At 60.1% G+C, this 19,243-nt stretch carries 11 protein-coding genes; 4 read left to right on the top strand and 7 right to left on the bottom strand.

All coding sequences use genetic code 11. From position 1 onward, the window contains the following. Window positions 1-295 precede the first annotated feature (295 nt). The gene (locus Enr13x_RS25665) at window positions 296-3,472 is read left to right on the top strand and encodes a PSD1 and planctomycete cytochrome C domain-containing protein (RefSeq protein WP_231743784.1); all 3,177 of its coding nucleotides are present in this window, start codon (window positions 296-298) and stop codon (window positions 3,470-3,472) included. A 3-nt stretch (window positions 3,473-3,475) separates the two neighbouring features. After that, window positions 3,476-4,879, top strand: coding sequence for a DUF1501 domain-containing protein (locus tag Enr13x_RS25660; protein ID WP_145389647.1), 1,404 nt, complete (start codon window positions 3,476-3,478; stop codon window positions 4,877-4,879). A 668-nt stretch (window positions 4,880-5,547) separates the two neighbouring features. Here Enr13x_RS25660 and Enr13x_RS25655 read toward each other — a convergent pair. From Enr13x_RS25655 to Enr13x_RS25625, 7 genes are all read right to left on the bottom strand, one after another. Further along, window positions 5,548-6,366: an SH3 domain-containing protein gene (locus Enr13x_RS25655; RefSeq protein WP_145389646.1), complete on the bottom strand. Its 819-nt coding sequence runs from the start codon at window positions 6,364-6,366 to the stop codon at window positions 5,548-5,550. Beyond that, window positions 6,363-8,345: a BatD family protein gene (locus Enr13x_RS25650; protein WP_231743783.1), complete on the bottom strand. Its 1,983-nt coding sequence runs from the start codon at window positions 8,343-8,345 to the stop codon at window positions 6,363-6,365. The genes Enr13x_RS25655 and Enr13x_RS25650 overlap by 4 nt, the downstream gene beginning before the upstream one ends. Before the next feature lie 5 nt (window positions 8,346-8,350). Next, window positions 8,351-12,046 carry a VWA domain-containing protein gene (locus tag Enr13x_RS25645; RefSeq protein ID WP_145389644.1) on the bottom strand — a complete coding sequence of 1,232 codons (3,696 nt, stop codon included), beginning with the start codon at window positions 12,044-12,046 and terminating at the stop codon, window positions 8,351-8,353. Between the two features lies 1 nt (window position 12,047). Next, on the bottom strand, window positions 12,048-13,079 hold the full coding sequence (locus Enr13x_RS25640) for a VWA domain-containing protein (RefSeq protein WP_197455358.1): 1,032 nt from the start codon (window positions 13,077-13,079) through the stop codon (window positions 12,048-12,050). Beyond that, a complete protein-coding gene (locus Enr13x_RS25635) occupies window positions 13,072-14,133 on the bottom strand; it encodes a DUF4381 family protein (protein WP_145389642.1) in 1,062 nt (353 codons plus the stop codon). Before Enr13x_RS25635 ends, Enr13x_RS25640 begins: the two co-directional genes overlap by 8 nt. A gap of 179 nt (window positions 14,134-14,312) precedes the next feature. Continuing rightward, window positions 14,313-15,203, bottom strand: a complete 891-nt coding sequence (locus Enr13x_RS25630) for a DUF58 domain-containing protein (protein ID WP_231743782.1) — start codon at window positions 15,201-15,203, stop codon at window positions 14,313-14,315. A gap of 205 nt (window positions 15,204-15,408) precedes the next feature. After that, complete coding sequence (locus Enr13x_RS25625; RefSeq protein ID WP_145389640.1) at window positions 15,409-16,395, bottom strand: AAA family ATPase; 987 nt, start codon at window positions 16,393-16,395, stop codon at window positions 15,409-15,411. Window positions 16,396-16,552: 157 nt separating this feature from the next. Between Enr13x_RS25625 and Enr13x_RS25620 the strand changes: the two genes are divergently transcribed. Beyond that, complete coding sequence (locus Enr13x_RS25620; RefSeq protein WP_145389639.1) at window positions 16,553-17,389, top strand: FkbM family methyltransferase; 837 nt, start codon at window positions 16,553-16,555, stop codon at window positions 17,387-17,389. 402 nt (window positions 17,390-17,791) lie between these two features. Then, window positions 17,792-18,859: an alpha/beta hydrolase gene (locus Enr13x_RS25615; RefSeq protein WP_145389638.1), complete on the top strand. Its 1,068-nt coding sequence runs from the start codon at window positions 17,792-17,794 to the stop codon at window positions 18,857-18,859. Window positions 18,860-19,243 lie beyond the last annotated feature (384 nt).

Raw genomic sequence — 19,243 nt, 5'->3', positions numbered from 1 at the left:
CCCATTCGGACATCGCAGCAATGCCTCGAAAAACCTGGGGCTTGAGTGATTAGCCATTAAAATCCACGAAGAACCTGGAATTGGTGGGAAGGTGTTCCGGTCATGGTCAAAATCTACCAAACGCTTCGAGATCCGTGCAAGAAGTCAGGGGCGCGAGAAGGTAGACTTGGGGAAAGACACGCAAGCTGGAAGCTTACGCCACTCCGGCTTGCGGAAGACCGAAATCGCAAGCTGGAAGCTTACGCCACTCCAGCATGCGGAATGCCGAATTCGCAAGCTGGAAGCTTACGCCACGATGATGATTCCCCTGACGCGAGTGCTGTTGACGTTTTTGATCGCCCTGCCCGTTGCGGCGGTCGGCGAAGACCGCGTCGATTTTAATCGCGACATCCGACCGATCCTGAGCGAGAACTGTTTGCTCTGTCATGGCCCCGACGAATCGAGCCGCGAAGCCGATTTGCGACTGGATTCATTCGACGATGCGACCGACAGCGGCGCGATCGTCCCCGGCGAGTCCGATCAGTCTGAATTCGTGCGACGCATCACGAGCGATGACCCGGACGAAATCATGCCGCCGCCGGATTCCGAGAAACAACTCTCGGCCGAAGACGTTGACCTGCTCCGGCGCTGGATCGATCAGGGGGCGGAATACCAACAACATTGGGCGTGGCGGTCGTTGGAACGCCCCGAAGTGCCCGCTGCTGCAGACGGCCCGGGGGTGTCAAGTCAAGGGCGGGCGGCCGCTGCGATCGACGCCCTGTTGGCATCCGGGTGGGCCGAACAGGGCGCCTCTCCGGTTCCCATCGCAACTCCACGAGAACGATTGCGGCGACTGAGTTATGACCTGCGTGGCTTGCCGCCGACGGCCGCGGAAGTGGCGGCGTTTGAACAAGACCCAACCGAACGAAACTTTGTTGACATTCGCGATCGCTGGATGTCACAGCTTGCTTACGCCGAACACCAGGCCGTCCGCTGGCTGGATCTGGTGCGGTGGGCCGATACCAGCGGGTTTGTCAGCGACGAACCGATCGCGTCGGGCGCCTACCGAGCTTGGGTCATCAACGCGTTCGATCAAAATATGCCATTTGATCAGTTTTCGATCGAGCAGTTGGCCGGCGATTTGCTTCCCGATCCCAGCGACGACCAATTGGTCGCGTCGGGATACAACCGCATCGTCAACACCAATTGCGAAGCCGGTGCGATCGAGAAAGAGCAGTTGTACAAGCTGAAGGGTGAACATGTTCGAGCGCTGGGCACGGTGTGGATGGGGATGACGACCGGCTGCGCAGAATGCCACGACCACAAATTTGACCCGTTCTCTGCCAAAGACTATTACAGCCTGGCCGCATTTTTTGATGACCTGGTTGAAGCCGGCGTCTACACGCCCGGCGATCGTCGCGAGCCGCTGCACTATGTCCACGACGATGCCGCATCCGCGCGGCGAGATCGCCAGCTCGCGAAATCGATCGATCAACTGAAACAGACCATCGCCGATACACCGATCGACGACATCGAGGACTGGGAAGACACGATCCTCGCCAAACTGAAAGATTCCGAATCCCGCACCGATTTTGTCTGGGTTCCCGCTCAGATTCCGGCGGCCCGCGTTGTGGAAGGGAGTTTTTCTGTCGCGAACTTCGATGGCCGTTTCGCCCGCCAGACCCACAGCGCCCCCGGACGGCTTCACCGGCATCATGCCGCCGAATTGATGACCGGTTACTTGAATCCTGGGGGACAAAAAACAGACGAGACGAAGGACGCTTGGTACGTCGATGTCTGGATTGATGAAGACGACCGCCCGGACATGATCGGCTTCCAAGTCTCCAATGGTGACTACGGACGACTGGGGTGGAACACCGCCAACTACGAAACCTATTACTGGGGTGATGACACGTCGGGCGAACTGGCCGAGCGACAACGATGGAGTGATCCCGGGCGTGTCTTGCGGCTCGGGGACCTTCCCCAGCAGTCGGGTTGGGTACGTTTGCGGGTCCCCTTCAGCAAACAGATTCCACCGGTCGGCGGCAAGACCTTCGAACGCTGCGGGATGGCTTGGTTGCACAGCGGCGGCCGCGTGGGCTGGGGGGACAGCGGGTTGGAGCTGCGAACGGACAAGACGACCGCGCTCGCGCTGGGTGAAACTGCCGTCCGTCGCTGGTGGCAACAACCCATGAACCGACAGGTCTACCAGAGTCGTACCGCATTCGTCGCGTCGGCGCTCAAGACCGCCGTGGGAAAGCGGACGGAACTGCAGCGAGAGATTGTCATCGATGCGTTTCGTGAGCAAACTCTGCTCGAACAGATGGCCGAATTGCGAAGCTTGGAATCGGAACTCTTTTTGATGCGTGCGACCGCGATGCCCGTGCTCGTGTCTCAGCAGGCACGCCAGCGGAAGACGACGCGACTGCTCAACCGCGGTGATTATCAAGACGAATCGGGTCCGATCGTCGCGCCGGCGTATCCGGAGTTTTTGAACGCAGAAGAGGTTGCCGAACGATCCGAACCGTTGACGCGTCTGGATCTGGCACGATGGCTTTTCTCAGACGCTCACCCGCTGGTCGCACGCGTGGCGGTCAACCGGCTCTGGCATCAGTTTTTCGGCCGGGGCTTGAGCGAGACGCTTGAAGATTCCGGTACCCAGGGCGATTGGCCGTCCAACGTGGCCCTGCTGGACTGGCTGGCGTGCGAGTTTCGCGACAGTGGTTGGGACCGCGACCACATGGTGCGATTGTTGACATCCACCCAGGCCTACCAACTCAGCTCCATCCCATCGGAAGATCTGCGCGAACGTGACCCGGGGAATCGTTGGCACGCCAGACAAAGCCGTTTCCGTTTGAATGCCGAAAGTATCCGCGATTCGGCGTTGCACGCTGCGGGGCTGTTGCGTGACACAGAGGAAATTCCCACCGAGAGTTTCTTCCCCTATCAACCGGATCCCTATTGGTCACGTTCGGACAAGGTCATGTATGGAAGTCGTCACATGCTTTGGGAAACCAGTCCCGATGCGGCGCAGTATGATCGCAGCCTTTACACCTTTTGGAAGCGTCAGAACATCCATCCGACGATGTTGGCGTTCGACGCCCCGACGCGTCAGGAGTGCACGGCGAAACGGAACATCACCAATACACCAGGGCAGGCACTGTCGTTGTTGAATGATCCGATCTTTGTCGAAGCGGCGCGGGTGCTGGCGATGCGGATCTGTGACGCCTCGGATCGCAGCGATCGAGACCGGATCGAATCGGCGTTCGTGTTGTCGTTGCAACGTCGACCTTCGGCGGGCGAGATCGATGTGCTGGAAAAACTGTTGGCCCATCAGCGTGCCCACTATCGAAACGCGACCGACGATGCACAACGATTGGTTTCGATCGGTCAATCCCCGCCTCCTTCGATCGACGACGCACCCGAAATCGCGGCATGGACCGCGGTTGCGCGTGCCATCTTGAACCTCCACGAATTCCTGACCCGGTCCTGAACCATGAATCATCCCGACATCCTGGACGTGACGCGCCGCCATTTCTTTGGACGATCCGCCAGCGGTATCGCCGCGGCGGCGCTCGGGTCGATGCTCGGCGAACCATCATCCGCCGCGTCATCGTCCCAGCGATCGTTTCCGAATCATCCGCCCAAAGCCAAGCGGGTGATTTACCTGTACATGTCCGGCGGGCCAAGTCAGTTCGAAACGTTTGACGACAAACCCATGCTCCGCGAACTCAACGGGAAAGCGATCCCAAAGTCGTTGACCGATGGCGTGAAGCTGGCCTTTCTGCAATACGAGGCACTCAAATGTTTCGGGACAGACGTCGGATTCAAACCGTGCGGGAAATCCGGCCAAAAAATCTCCAATCTGTTGCCGCATCTCCAGACGGTCGCCGACGATCTTTGCGTGGTTCGCACCCTGCAAACCGATCAAGTCAATCATGACCCCGCGCACACGTTCATGAACACCGGGTTCAGTATCGCGGGACGACCCAGCATGGGATCTTGGTTGTCCTATGGTTTGGGCGCCGAAACCGAAGACTTGCCGAACTTTGTGGTCATGCGAAGCGGTCCCTTGGGCCAACCCATTCCGACCACGGCGTGGCACAACGGGTTCTTGCCGGGCAAACATCAAGGCGTGGAGTTCTACGGCAGTGAGCAACCCCTGAACTATCTGAAATCTCCCACCGGCATCAACGCGACCAGTCAAGCCGAGACGATCCGGTCGATCGAATCGCTCAATCGGCTCCACCATGACCAAGTCGATGATCCCGAGATTCTGACGCGGATCAATCAGTACGAACTGGCGTTTCAAATGCAGACCAGTGTGCCGGAACTGGCGGAATTCTCGTCAGAGTCGGCGACCACGCGTCAGCTCTACGGCGTCGGTGAAAAACCGGACGGCAGCTTTGGTTCCAATTGCTTGATGGCGCGCCGGATGGCCGAACGGGGCGTTCGCTTCATCCAGCTTTATCACACCGGATGGGATCATCACAGCGGCGTCGTCAAAGGCATCACGGCGCGAACGAAGGAGGTCGATCAAGGTTGTGCGGCCCTGTTGAAAGATCTGAAACAACGCGGCATGCTGGAAGACACGCTTGTGATCTGGGGTGGCGAATTCGGCCGCACGCCGATGTCCCAGGGAGGTAGCGGACGAGACCATCACACCAAGAGCGGTCCGTTATGGATGGCCGGCGGGGGCGTGAAACCGGGATGCAGCTACGGCGCGACTGATGATTTCGGATTCACCGCAACCGAAGATCCCTTCCATGTCCACGATTTCCACGCCACGGTGTTGCACCTGCTGGGGATCAACCACAAACGACTGACGTTTCGCTACAAGGGGTTTCACTTTCGGCTGACCAACGTGCACGGCAACGTGATTGAGAAGGTGCTGGCGTGACGGCGCAGGTGGGTTGCGGGTAGGAGGCGGGAGCCTCCGTGACAGTGTGTTCCCAGGCGGGAGCCTGGGAACAAGTTGTCGCTCGTTCCAAGGCTCCGCCTTGGGACGCGATGTCGGTGTGGCTCCCGCCACACGCGGTGTGCGGATAGGAGGCGGGAGCCTCCGTGACAGTGTGTTCCCAGGCGGGAGCCTGGGAACAAGTTGTCGCTCGCTCCAAGGCTCCGCCTTGGGACGCGATGTCGGTGTGGCTCCCGCCACACGCGGGTTGCGGGTAGGAGGCGGGAGCCTCCGGGACAGTGTGTTCCCAGGCGGGAGCCTGGGAACAAGTTGTCGCTCGTTCCAAGGCTCCGCCTTGGGACGCGATGTCGGTGTGGCTCCCGCCACACGCGGTGTGCGGGCAGGAGGCGGGAGCCCAACGCCGTGAACGATTTGTAGCGACAGGGCGCAAGCGGACTGTCGGTTGAGTGATTGAGCCGCGACGCGTAAGCGGCCGGGCATCCAGGCGCCCGCCCGAGGCCTTACGGCCAGCGGCTCACCAATTCCACTCAATCGACAGCCCGCGAGCTCTCCGGTTCCTTGGTATTGCCAACACACCGGAGGGCTCGCGCCCTGCCGCTAAAAAATCGTTCACGGCGTAGGGCGGGAGCCCGGGAACAAGTTTGGGAGGATTACGAGGCGACGAGGTCGATCGCGGACGCCGGCAGCCAGGCCTCGCGACCGTCGGACAATTGCACGCGCACCCAGTCGTCGCGGTCGTCGATGATCGTGACCTCCACGCCGCCGGGCAGCGGTTCGCGAAACGTTGCGGGGGCGTTGATCGAATCGGCCGACCGTGCGGTGACTTCGGGAAGCAGCACCACCGCGGCTCGTTCGGTTGCATCACTGCGAAGCATCCACGTTTTGGCGAGCACGCCAATCCAGACGATCAGAAACACGACAGCCAAGTTGCGTGCCACGGTCTTGTCCGTTCGCAAATAAACTGCCGCCAACACCATCACCAGCACGAAAACGACCGCGGCGATTCCATTCCACTGGCGGACTTGAATCGTTTGCATCCAATCAAAAAAGGACCCGAATGAAATCGCATCCGTGTCCGGAACGGGAACCCAATCGGGCAGCAGCGTTCGGGCGAATTCGAGGTTCTGGCGCGCGCGCCGATGATTGGGAGCGATTGCCAAGGCACGGCGATAGGCCAGGATCGCGGCACCAAGATGCTCCGCTCCCAATGCCGCATTCCCCTGATTGAAATACAGGTCTGCACTCGGCGGTTGGTCCGGCGTTTGAGACCGCTGGTCGGAAATCACCTGCGTGAACAAGGTTTCGGCGCGGGCAAAGGACTCCAGTCGTCGATCGCGTTGGGCCTGGTCCAAGGCCGACCGGTAGGCCTGGATCGCTTGCTGCAACACGTCGTCGGCTGTGTCGGCAGCCGTTGCGGCGCCGCACAGAACCTGGATCAAAACGAACAGAAGAGCTGTCGGCCGCATCATGCAGCTCCGTTGCTTGGTTTCAAGGTGTCGATGGCTGCCAAGGCACGCCCCAACAGGTCCGGCGCAATCCTTGCATCGGCGTCGTCACCGGGTTTGTAGGCGATCGCTTCGCACTGGGCAATGATCGTCTGGATGGTCGAACGGTCCGTGTCGGGGAATTCAAGATGAGCCACGCGGAGTGCCTCGGCAATTTGTAGGGCGGCTTCCTTTTCCGGTAATCGCTCGGCCGCGGCGATGCGTCCCCGTTGAGCCCGCACGACAGCCGAGGCTTTGCGAACCGCCGGATCGACCTGGCGCCGCTTTCGATCCACCAGGGCAACGATCAAACAGGCCGACCCCAACGCGTATCCGGCCCATTGGAACGATGGACGGGCCAGCAAGCTGGTGGAGCCGGTCAACAGCCGTTGCGGATCCCGTTCGATCGCCAAGTCGGCACCGCTGAGTGTAAAGCTGCGTGGCCCGCTGGACCGAGATGATTCGGCGGCTGGATCGTTCGACGCGGTGTCACCAGGTGCATTGCCGGACTGATTGCTGACGACCGCGTCCGCGCCGACGACCTGCGCCGGCATGACACGCAACGCAATCGGCTCCGACCGCGTGGTTTGGTAGCGTTCTTGTTCGGCGTCAAACCAGGAATACGCGATCGATGGGATTTCGCTGATGCCTTGATCGAGCACGCGGACCGAGACGACAAACTGCTTGCCGTCCTGATCGTCTTGCAGAACACCGGTCACGTCGCCTTCGGGCAAACGGAAGTGCCGGGGATCCAATCCACCATCGGCGGACAGCGGCGGCAGTGTCGCCCCTTCGATATTGCCGTCACCGCGCAGGTGCAGCGTCAATCGAATCGGGTCTCCGACTCGAACGACGGTGCGATCGGCGGTGACATCGAGCGAAAATCCGTTTCCGACGGCACCTGAAAAGCTTTGGGGCCGGCCTGCGCTGGGGAACGGTTTGACTTCGAACGTCAACGGTTCGCCTGCGGCGCGAAACAATTCGACTTTCGCGGGGCGACGGCGACTGCCGAAGGCTTCTTCTAGCAACGAGCCGCCGAAACCGAAATCATCCATCGGGGATCGCCGACGCTGGTCCCACTGTGTGACCCACTGGATCGTCGCGGTGATCGGCGCGATTTCGTACGTTCCCGGACGGTTGGGAATCAACGTCCGCTGTGCCGACACGACCGTGAATTCCTTGCCGTCGACCGTTTTGCGTTCGGCCGTGGCGGCCAGGGAGATTGGGCCCGCGTCGGTCTCGATCGGCAGTCGCGACTCGCCCCGCTGAGCCGCCCGGTCGGGAGCGAATCGAAATCCGTCCAACATCGTCCCATCGATCGACAGCTGATTGACGTCGTCGGTGTCGCCGGCGAACCACCATTGGATGGTGACCGGAACGCGTTGATCGGGATAGGCCGAATCGGGCAGTTGCAACTTGATCCGCATGTCGTCCGTCGTCGGGACTTCGGCGAAGGACAGGGTGATCGCGTCAACACGCTTTTCGGTGCTGCCTTGGGTGATCAGGAACGGACCGATTTCATAGTCCCCCGGTTTGTTGGCCGTGACACGAAATTGGATGGTGTGCGTCACCTGTTGAATCCGTCGGATCTGCGCGCCCGACTGAAACATGCGCTGAACGATTCGCGGGCTGATGCCTGCTAATCGAACGCGCACATCCGGCGAAGTTGATTCGGCGACGCATTGCGGTGCCGGTTTGGCTTCCAGTCCATCGACGGTCAACTGGACGATCACGCTGACGCCGACGTAGTGCGGCGGATCTTCGGTCGCCACCTGGACGCTCACGTCTTGGGCGACGGCGGTGGTCGCCAGCAACAGCAGGACCATCCACGATGTGAGCAAGGGGCGGAGCGGGACTGTCTGCGCCACTGCCGCCACTGCCGCCGCTGGAGGATGGAAGGCCGACACTCTGGCGAGCCTCGCGACGAAACTGATTTTTGGTTCGTTGTTGACAGGCAAGTTCATCGTCATCACCAATCCTTTTCCACCGGTATCTGGCCCGCACGCTGGCGTTGGTCCTTGTCGCGACGTCGTTGTGCTTCACGGTCTCGGACGGCTTGCAGGACGCGTGACGGATCCATTTGCGCGTCTTGTTCTTCGTCTTGCTCTTGCGGTTGGTTCTGGTCGGATTGCTGCTGCTGTTGTTGCTGCTGTTGTTGTTGTTGATCTTGATCTTGGTCTTGTTGCTGATTCGATGGATCCTGCTGTGGCGGCTGCAATTCTCGCAGCGCTTCGATCAGCTTTTCGAGTGCCAGGTCCTGCGGCGGTCGTGCCTGGTCGATCTGCGGCTGGTCACCGCTGAGCTGTTCGGACGCCTTGTCCATCTGTTCGGTGGACTCCCTAACCAGCCCGGCCGCCTTCGCTGCCTTTTCGGCGTTCTGCTGGATCATTTGCTGCTGTTGCGGATCGACGGGATTCGCTTGTGCGCCGGAGTCAGGCGGTTGGTCCGTGGCGGCCTCGGCCTGTTGTTCTAAGGCCGATGCGATCTGCTGGGCAATCTCGGAGAGATCTGTTTGTCGCGAGGCGAGTTCGGCTGCGTCGGCGCGTTGACGTTCGGCTTCTGCTTCCGATTCCAGCTCCAACGCGGCCATTTGCTCGGTTTCATCATTGATCCCGGCCTGCCGCTGCGCGGTTTCTCTCAGGTGTTCGACGATTGAGAAGAACAGGCGACGGAGATCCTGCAAGGTCTCGACGGCGGCTTCGGCATGGCTTTGGGAGAGCGCGTAGGGTTGTGGCGTTTCGGCGGTTGAAGCCGGGGAAGAACCGGAGGGCTCGCGCCCTTCCGCTAACAGGGGAGGTTCATCGGCGTTCGGGGTTTCGGCGGGCGATGCTTGGGAAGGACCGGAGGGCTCGCGCCCTTCCGCTAACAGGGGAGGCTGATCGGGGGCCGGCAAATCCGCGACGACGGCCTTCATTTGTTCGCTGGCACGTTCGGCCAGTTGCATCGCAAGGGTCAGTCGTTGAAGTTCCTGGGACGGTTCCGCGCTTGTTTGGTCGGTGGATTCTTGTTGGGCGGATTCGTCTTGTGAAGCTTGAGCTTTTGTGGTCGCGGCGGCAATCTCGTCTCGCAGTCGCTGCATGCGTTGCAGGTTTTCAGCCTGGCGCTCGGTGATGAAGTCGACGAACTGCTTGGCAACGTCCGGGTCTAGCGTTTCGCCAGCCGGTGATTCGTCAGTCCCTGTATCGGCCGGTTCCGATTGACCGACCAACTCCGCCAACGCGGTACCGATTTCCTGTTCGGCGGCGTAGGCCAACTCGATCAACGTTTTCAGGTCCGCAAACTGTTCACGGGCTCGTTGCAGTTCGGTGATCGCGTTGACCTGCTGCTCGCTTGCGGCAGCGTATTCGGGGAAGGCGAGTTTTTCGTTCGCCGCCTTCATCGCTTCGGTGGCCGCGATCAAGTGGGGCATCGCCCGGCCGAGTTTCTCAAAAAAGGCTTGCTGTTCGGCGCTGATGTCGGTTGGGGGATCGTCTTGGGATGTGCTCTCCAGGCCGGCCGCCAGGCGGTTGGTCAGCTCTTCGGTGCGACCGGTCAAATCGGCTTGACTGTCGGACAGAAACTCCTGATCGATCCAGCGGGGGATGTCGGGAGAGTCGTCTTGTCCGCCGACACCTTGGCTTTCGATCGCTTTGAACGCCGTCTGTTGTGCCGTCTCGGCGATGTCTCGCGAAAGACTGTCCAAGATCTCCAGCGGATCGCGCAGTTGATCGCGGGCACGTTTCAGCTGGTTCAATCCCGTCGCGGCGCGGCGAAAACCGCGGGATGCCTGGCGACGACGAAGTTGGCTGCGTGATTGACCGATGCGTTGGCTGCCCTGGTTCAGGTAACTGAGCAGACCGTTCAATTGCGCGATGCGGATGTTCTCCTCCGGCGATCGATCGGCTTCCGCTTTCGATTCCAGCGTCTCCAATTCACCGGCGGCTTCGTCGACCAATCCCTGCAGGTCGGACAACGCGACACGTTGATCGACGGCCAGTCGTTGAAATTGGGACCGGTATTGGTCGGCAATGTTCGGATCGTCGCTGTCGGCAACGTGTTGGACCAGCGCGCGAAGGTTGCCGATGGTCTGGCGTTGAGCGGTGATCAGGGCGTCCAGCTTGGTCGCCAGGTCTTGATCATCCTGTTTCATCAGTTGATCGCGGAGTTGCGTGATTCGCAGCAAGACGACTTCCAGATTGTGACGTGCGTCATCGGCGTCGCTGCGCAATCGGATCGCGTCGCGGAACCAACCGGCGGCGCGCTGCAGATGTTCGAGCGCCTGTTCGGGTTCCGCTTCAATCACCGAGTCGGCGCGATTGATTTCCACCCAGCCCAGGTTGTACGTCGCGCGAAACCGAACCTCTCCGTCGCTGCCGGCTTCTCGACGGGCTTGGCTGAGCAACCGCTCCGCTTCATCCAAATCACCGCTCAGCCGATCGAGGCCACGGTTGTAGGTTTCTCGAGCATCGACCGGTTCGTCAGCATCGACCGGTTCGTCAGCGGTCGTCGGGGCGGTCGCAGACACGGTTTGATCCGGTTTTGTTTGCTCTGCGATCGCGACGCGGGGGATCAGCATCGACAGGATCATCAGCACCAATGCAGCCTTGGCGACGGAGTCCGTCGGCGCTGCTTGCGGCGCTGCTTGCCGCGCTGCTTGCCGCGGTGCAAACGCATCGGGGGGGCGACGGTGGCCGAGCACGACGGCGGCGATCATCAGGATCAGCCCGGCCAGGATCATCCACTGGAACGCATCACGTCGGATCGCCCGGCCTTCGGCGGACAGTTCGCCACGGACCAGCGGTCGGATATGCGCGTCATAGATCGATTTTAAATCCAGGCTTCCCGTTCCCGCGGGGATATAAACGCCTGCGGTTGCCAAAGCGAGTTCGCGTAGTGTTTCTCCATCCAAACGCGTGACGACGGGACGGTTGTCCGCGTCAAGCACCTGTTGCTGCACGCCGGTTCGTGGATCGGTGATGCGAATCTCGCTGCCCGCTTCATCGCCCAGGCCGACGGCGACGATTTTGATGCCACGTTCGATCGCGTCCTTGGCCACATCCAACGGGTGCGAATCGTGGTCTTCACCGTCGGTGATCAGAAACACGACGCGGGAGACATCGCTTTCGGATCGAAATCCATCCAAAGCTTTCCGCAGCGGTTCCTCCAGCCGTGTGCCGCCCCGCCCGACGCTGTTGGGGCCGGCGCCGTTGAGGACCAGTTTGAAGAACCCATAGTCCGGTGTCAGCGGGCACAAGACGCTTGCCCGGCCGGCGAACCCGATCAATCCGACTTGATCGCCATCTAAAAACGTCAGCAAGTCGGTGATGTCGGCTTTGGCACGATCGAGTCGATTCGGGGCGACATCTTCGGCCAGCATCGATTTGCTGACGTCCAGGCAAAACATGATCTGCGCACCGACACGCGGCGCCTTGACGTACGTCAATCCGAATTGCGGTCGCATCAGCGCCAGAACAAAACAAACCGATGCCAGCCCCAACAGCAGCGTCACCACGGAGCGACGCATCAATGACGAGCGTGAGACCAGGCGCGGTTGCATGACGGGCGAGAGGAAACGCGAAAGCGCATCACCACGTCGCTGCTCCAGGTAGAGCAGTGTGAGGACGGTTGCCAAGACGACCCACAGGGCCGCCGACCAACCTGGTGTTGCGAATCGAAAATCCGACATTTTACGGAAGCGTCCTGAACAAACTGGCTTTGGAAGTTGCCGCCGCGCCGACCAACAACAGCCCGGCGAGCAAAAAGGATCGGTAGTGTTCGTCGTATTGCAAGTAGCGAAACTCGGTCACTTTGGTTCGTTCGAGCGCGTCAATCTCCGCGACCACCCCACCGAGTGATTCGCGGTCGGTGGCGCGGAAATAGCGACCGCCCGTGGTTTCGGCAATCCTTTTTAACGTGTCTTCATCCAGTTCGACATCGAAAAGCCGCAACTCGGTCCGACCGGTGAAGGGATCCTGAACGGGAAACGGCGCTCGCCCCTGGGTTCCCGCGCCGATGCAATAGACTTTCACGTCGCTGGCCGCGGCCACCTCCGCCGCCTGTTTGGGGTCGACCACACCGGCGTTGTGAACCCCGTCGGTCAGTAGGATCGCGACTTTCGACTTGGCCTTGCTCCGCCGCAGCCGCTCGACCGCCAACGCCAATCCGTCCCCGATCGCCGTGCCGTCTTCTTCACGCGTCGAAACGGTTTCCAGATCATTGACCATCGTCGTCAGATTGCCGTGATCCAAGGTCAGCGGACAGAGGCTGTCGGCATAGCCGGCAAAGGCGATCAATCCGATCGTGTCATCGGGACGCCCGTCTCCGGCTGAATCGCCTTCGCCCAAAACAAAACCGCGAAAGACGTCTTTGACGACACTCAACCGATCGACACTGTAATCATCTTGGACCAAGTCGCGGGCTTGCATCGAACCCGAGCGGTCCAGCACCATCATGATCGCGATGCCTTCGCGGCTGACTCTCGTTTCCGCATCAGGCGTACGCGGTCCGGCCAGCGCCACGGAGACCAGCAACGCCGACAACGCCATCAACAACGCGGGAAGGCCGGCCAGTCTTGCACGCAACGACCGTGGCGCGGCCTCGGCGATCGCGACCGATGAGTAACGAATCCGCGAAGGGTTGTGACGGGCCAGCCAAAACACGAAGGGGGCCAGCAGTGCCAGCAGCAGGAACGCGGGATCGCGCAGTTCGATCTCACCCATGAGCGGCCTCCTCGATCTGGCGTTTCGGCGCCGCGTCTTCTGGCGGCACCTCATTCTCGGAATCCGACTCCGACTCCGGAAACTCGTCGTTGATCATCGGGGCATTCTCGCGCGTGTCTTCCAGGAAACGCTGGACGTTGCCGATCGCGCGTTCGATCTCCTCTCCCGACGGCTGGGCGCGGGCAAATTTCACCAGGTCGGCTTGGCGAAGAAACTCGCGCAGCAAGCTTTGGTGGTCCGCCGAAAAATCCGGCGACTGACCGATCGACGTCAGGAATTCTTCGGTCGTCAATTCGGGCGCGCGCATTTCGAATCGGTCTTCGATGTACTTGCGGATGATGTAGGACAGTCCGACATAAAATTCATCGATTTGCGGTCCCGTCGATCGTGGATCCCGCAACAGCTTGCTCAAACGCGTCGTTGCGACGTCATAGGCCGATCGCCGGCGTTTGCGTCGTCGTGCTGCCGCGATGGCTCGCCAGAGCAGCGGCAACGAGACCAGCGCGAGTATCAGGATCGCAGCGAAGATCGGCCATCGCGATGGCGCCGGGGGCTGGATCGGGGCCAACCGTTCCATCGGCGGCTTCAGATCGACCGCCGCGTTGTCCGGCAGCACCGAGGCGACTTCGAAGGGAATGCGATCGGTCAGCACTTCGTAAGCGTCCAAGCCCTCCGGAGCTTGTTGCTGGCCGGGGCGACGGTCGACGTATTCGATCAAGATCGGCGGAATCACGTGCCGGCCTGACGATGGCGGATCCAGGCGGTAGGTCTGCTTGGCAACCGTTCGTCCCGCATCATCGATCGTCTCGCGTGGCGCAAAGTCGACGATCGAAAAACGATCCAACGCATCCCCGAAATCAGGCATCAAGACTTCGACGTCCTGCTCAGCCGTGACCTGAATCGAAAGTGTCACGGTGTCGCCGATCACCGGCGCTTTCGGTTCCAGCGTCACGTCGATCGACACCGGGCCGGATTGCCGCTGTTGAACAATCGATTCGGCCGACGCGACAGGCGTCAGGAGGACGCAGAGTAGGAGGACGACTAGCGCATTCACCAACGAAGCTGTCGTCACCCTCCCTCTGGGAGGTCGTGCAGGTCGAAAGTCACCCTCCTGGCAGGAGGGTCGAGCGAAGCGAGGGGAGGTCGATCGGTGAATCGCGGCGTTCACGTTACGCTTGATGGTCGCCCCCAGCCCGTCTATCAAGATTGGTCTTGCGGCTTGTTGTGGATCCATCATCGCATCCTCCGTTGACGCATGCGGAAAAACTTGACCAGCGGATCGACGACGTCGCCTTGGGCATCGATGTGGATGAAATCGATTCCGGAACGGCCGAAAGTGCGGCGCAGGTCTTCGACGCGTTTTTCGGCGGCCGCGGCCAGGTGATCGCGAAACAGTTTGGATCCCGCATCGCACTGAACCACGCGACCGGTTTCGGCGTCTTCCAGGTTGACCAGGCCGACGCTGGGGAATTCCAATTCCTTCGGGTCGGTGACCAACACCGCGATCACGTCGTGCTTGCGATTGGCGCTTTGCATGGCTTCCAGAAAACCGTCGCCCAGGAAGTCGCTGATGACAAAGCAGATCGATTTCCGCGAGGTGACGGACATCAAGAACTGCATCGCACCGGCGATATTGGTCGCTTGACGCCCGGTTCGCCACCAGGCGCGGCGGCGTCCCAGCGGCAGCCAACGGCGTCGCTTGGGCGGCGAGCGGGTTTCCACGTTACCGTGCGCCAGGACTTCGCGAATGACCCGCAGCGAATGCCGTTGGCCCTTGCGCGCGGGGATGTATTGTTCGATCGCGCCGTGGAACAGGGTCAACCCGATTTTGTCGTCGTTGAGCGTCGCCGAAAACGCCAACAGCGCGCTCAGTTCTGCCGTCGCGTCTCGTTTGCTGCGTTGGCCCGAACCGAAATCCTGGGACGCGGACACGTCGGCCATCACCATCAGCGTCAATTGGCGGTCTTCCACATAACGTTTGACAAACGGTTCGCCGATCCGGGCGGTCACGTTCCAGTCGATCGTGCGGACGTCGTCGCCGGGGATGTACGGTCGAACTTCGTCGAATTCGATGCCGCGGCCTTTGAACACCGAGACGTACTGGCCGGCGAGAACGTCGGCCACTTGGCGACCGGTTCGAACTTGGATCTCTCGGACTCTTCGAATGACTTCGCGAGGCAACATAAAAAGTGGCGTAAGCTTCCAGCTTGTGAAGAACGTAGGATAGGCTTCTCGCCTGTCAATGCAGCGTGGGATAGGCTTCCAGCCTGTCAATCCGGCGTCGACAGGCTGGAAGCCTATCCCACTTGTTTCCGGTCAACACGATGCGTCACGGCACCGGGACATTGTCCAGAATCTGGCGAATCACGTCGTCGACCGATTTGCCTTCGGCTTCCGCTTCGTACGTCAACACCACACGGTGTCGCAACACGTCCGGTGCCAAGGACTTGATGTCATGTGGCGTCACGTAACTGCGTCCTTGTAAAAACGCGTGTGCCTTGCCGGCTTTGAGCAGGAAGATCGAAGCGCGCGGGCTGGCTCCCATTTCGATCATGTTTTCCAGCGCCGCGACCCCGGATCCGACGGCATCGCGTGTGGCACGGACGACGTCGATGCCGTAATCGCGGACCTTGTCGTCGCACCAGATCTTCTCGACCACCGCACGGGCTTCCAAAAGTTCCTCCGGCGAGGTGACGGCCGAAATTTCTGGGATCGCTTTGCCGCCGGCCATCCGGTCGACGATCTTTCGCTCGTCCTCACGGGACGGGTAATCGATCTTGGTTTTAAGCATGAAGCGGTCGACCTGGGCCTCGGGCAACGGATACGTCCCCTCCTGCTCGATCGGGTTTTGCGTCGCCATCACGAGGAACGGCTGCGAAAACTTGAAGGTCTCGGTGCCGATGGTGACCTGCCGCTCCTGCATCGCCTCCAGCAAGGCGCTCTGGACCTTGGCCGGGGCGCGGTTGATTTCGTCGGCCAGGATCAGGTTGGAAAAAATCGGCCCGCGTTTGACGCTGTAAGTCGCTTCTTTGGGATTGAAGACTTCGGTGCCGATGACATCCGCCGGCAGCATATCCGGGGTAAACTGAATGCGTGAAAAATCGGTCCGGATCGCCTGGGCCAGACTGCTGACGGTGAGCGTTTTTGCCAGCCCGGGGACGCCTTCGAGCAGCACGTGCCCCCCGGTCAATAATCCGATCAAGAGACGCGAAACCATCGTTTCCTGACCGACCAGCAGTCGCCCGACCTCGTCCGCCAGCCGGTTGCACATCTGTGAGTACTTGGCAATCTGTTCGTCGATTTGGGGTGCGTTCATGGTCTCCGCAGTGAAATCCGCAATGAAAATTTGCAGTGAAAACGGTGCATGTCACTTCGGCCGGCATCCTGACCGGACGGCCTGAAACGGTATTACAGACGGAAATACGTAAAAGATCAATCTCCGGTTCGACGGCGACCACCAGAGGATAGCGAAAATGGAACGAGTCACAGATCTGGGCCACTGGAACCAATTGGTCAAAGGCCGCGACGGCTGGTTCCTGGTCAATGCCAATGACATGTATATCGGTCGATCGTTGATCAAATACGGCGAGTTCTCACCAGGCGAAATGAAACTGTTTCGACAAATCGTCAAACCGGGCGACGTCGTGGCGGAAATCGGTGCGAACATCGGTTCCCACACCGTCGGACTGGCACAGCAGGTCCAGCGGCAGGGGCGGATCCTCGCGTTCGAACCGCAACCGGTCGTGTTTCAGAATCTGTGCGCCAATCTGGCCCTGAATGGATTGACCCACGTGGACCCGTTCCACTGTGGGCTCGGGGCCGATCCCGCCACCACGGTGGTGCCCGACATTCGCTACGAACAAGAAGGCAACTTCGGCGGTTTCTCGCTGAGCACGCGGTATCGCCAAGGGACGCCCGTGCAGGTGAAACGATTTGACGATGTTTTTCGCTTCCCCCGACTGAACCTGATCAAGATCGATGTCGAGGGGATGGAAGAAGCGGTGCTGCGGGGGGCCCGCGGAAGTATCGAGCGTTTTAAACCGGTGCTGTACGTCGAGAATGACCGCGTCGAGCAGTCCGAACCGCTGATTCGGCTGATCATGGAACTGGGCTATCGGCTCTGGTGGCACACACCTCCGCTGTTCAGCGACGACAACTTCTTCGGTGATCGGGAAAACATCTTCGGCAACATCGCGTCCCTGAACGTCGTTTGCTTTCACCAAAGCGTGCCCGTCGTGCTCAATGGGTTTCAGGAAATCGTCGACCCGGAGAAACATCCGCTCGGAAAGGATCGGGATGGGGGAGGTTGAAGATGCAGGGATGTTGTCGTGGGGCAGAACGATGGGGGCAAGGAGACAAGGAGACAAGGAGAGAGGGAGACAAGGAGAGAGGGAGTTGAGTGGCGCAATCGAGCGGAACAGGTCCCCTGGAGGCGTCGCTACCACAACATCATTCTGCCACAACATCGTTTTGCCACAACATCATTCTGCCACAACATCGTTTTGCCACAACATCATTCTGCCACAACATCGTTTTGCCCCTGTCGTTTTGCCCTCGCTTGACGCTTCTTGCACATTCTCTTGCGCCTGCCCCCCAAAAAAAATCGGCAATGGATCACTGCCTGGGCAAACAGAGTGAATGGTTCAACGTTACATTCGACCCGCAAGCAAGTTTGACTCCCCGATCCCATCCTTGAGAATCTCCCCTGAAACATGAAATCACAAACGAGCATTCACGTCACGTCCGTCCCCGCTTTCCTGTTTTTTCTGCTGGCGTCCATCGCACTCCCGAAGCCCGGCTTGGCCGAAGACTACCGTGAGAATCCGGGGACCGAAGGCAACGGCGATTACACGATCGGTCCCGACTACCGCATCGATCCCGACTTGACCGATCGCGGCAATCCCAAAGGCAAGCTGTTCGAGTTTTCGATGCGTTTGGCCGACAGCAAGATCTTTCGCGGTGACGACAAAACCCTGGACCCGAAGAAGCCGGTACGAACTGAGCGGAAGATCTGGGTCTACGTTCCGGATGCGTATCGCGACGGCACCAAGGCCCCGATCCTGGTCACGCATGATGGCCCCAGTCGCCTGGATCTGGTCCGCCATGCCCTGGACAACTTGACGATTTCCAAGGATCCCGATCGTCGGCTTCCCGCTTTCATCGCGATCGCCGTGCAAAACGGTGGCAACGATAGTTATGGCAGCCAACGAGGCCTGGAGTACGACACGATGTCGGACCGTCTGGCCCGTTTCATCAACGATGAAGTGTTGCCGGCGGTGCTCAACCACCCGGAAATCAAAGCGGCCTATCCGAACATCGCCTTCACGGAGAACCCCTGGGGCAAAGCGGTGATGGGATGCAGCAGCGGCGGCGCGGCGGCACTGACGATGGGCTGGTTCCGTCCCGATCTGTTCCGCCGTCTGATCACGTATTCGGGCACCTTCGTCGACCAGCAAGACCACGATGCGGCCGAAGAAGCCGAGTACCCGCTGGGCGCCTGGGAGTATCACTCGGGCCTGAAGTTGATCCAGAACAGTGAAAAGAAACCGCTGCGGATCTTCACCCACGTCGCCGAAAACGACAATCGGGCGAACGATCCCGAAGAAACCTATCACAACTGGGTGATGGCCAATCGACGGACCGCCGCGGCGCTAAAAACCAAAGGCTACGACTATCGATTCGTCTTCAGCCGCGCCTCACGACACTGCGACCGCCGCGTCTTCGAACACACCCTCGCCGATACACTGGTCTGGATGTGGCGAGGCTACAAAGGGGAGTGACGAGGCGTGATGGGGGCAAAACGATGGGGGCAAAACGATGGGGGCAAAACGATGGGGGCAAAACGATGGGGGCAAAACGATGAGAAGGCAGAATGATGGGGTGGCAGAATGATGGGGTGGCAGAATGATGGGGTGGCAGAATGATGGGGTGGCAGAATGATGGGGTGGCAGAATGATGGGGTGGCAGAATGATGGGGTGGCAGAATGATGGGGTGGCAGAATGATGGGGTGGCAGAATGATGGGGTGGCAGAATGATGGGGTGGCAGAATGATGGGGTGGCAGAATGATGGGGTGGCAGAATGATGTTGTTTCGATCTGTTGCTCCACCCTAACTCCTTGTCTCCTTGTCTCCTTGTCTCCTTGTCTCCCTCTCCCCCTGTCTT

Origin of the sequence: Stieleria neptunia (assembly GCF_007754155.1) — a bacterium.
Lineage (GTDB): Bacteria > Planctomycetota > Planctomycetia > Pirellulales > Pirellulaceae > Stieleria > Stieleria neptunia.
Note: the sequence above shows the minus strand (reverse complement) of the source record. Positions and strands in the feature narration are given on the sequence as shown.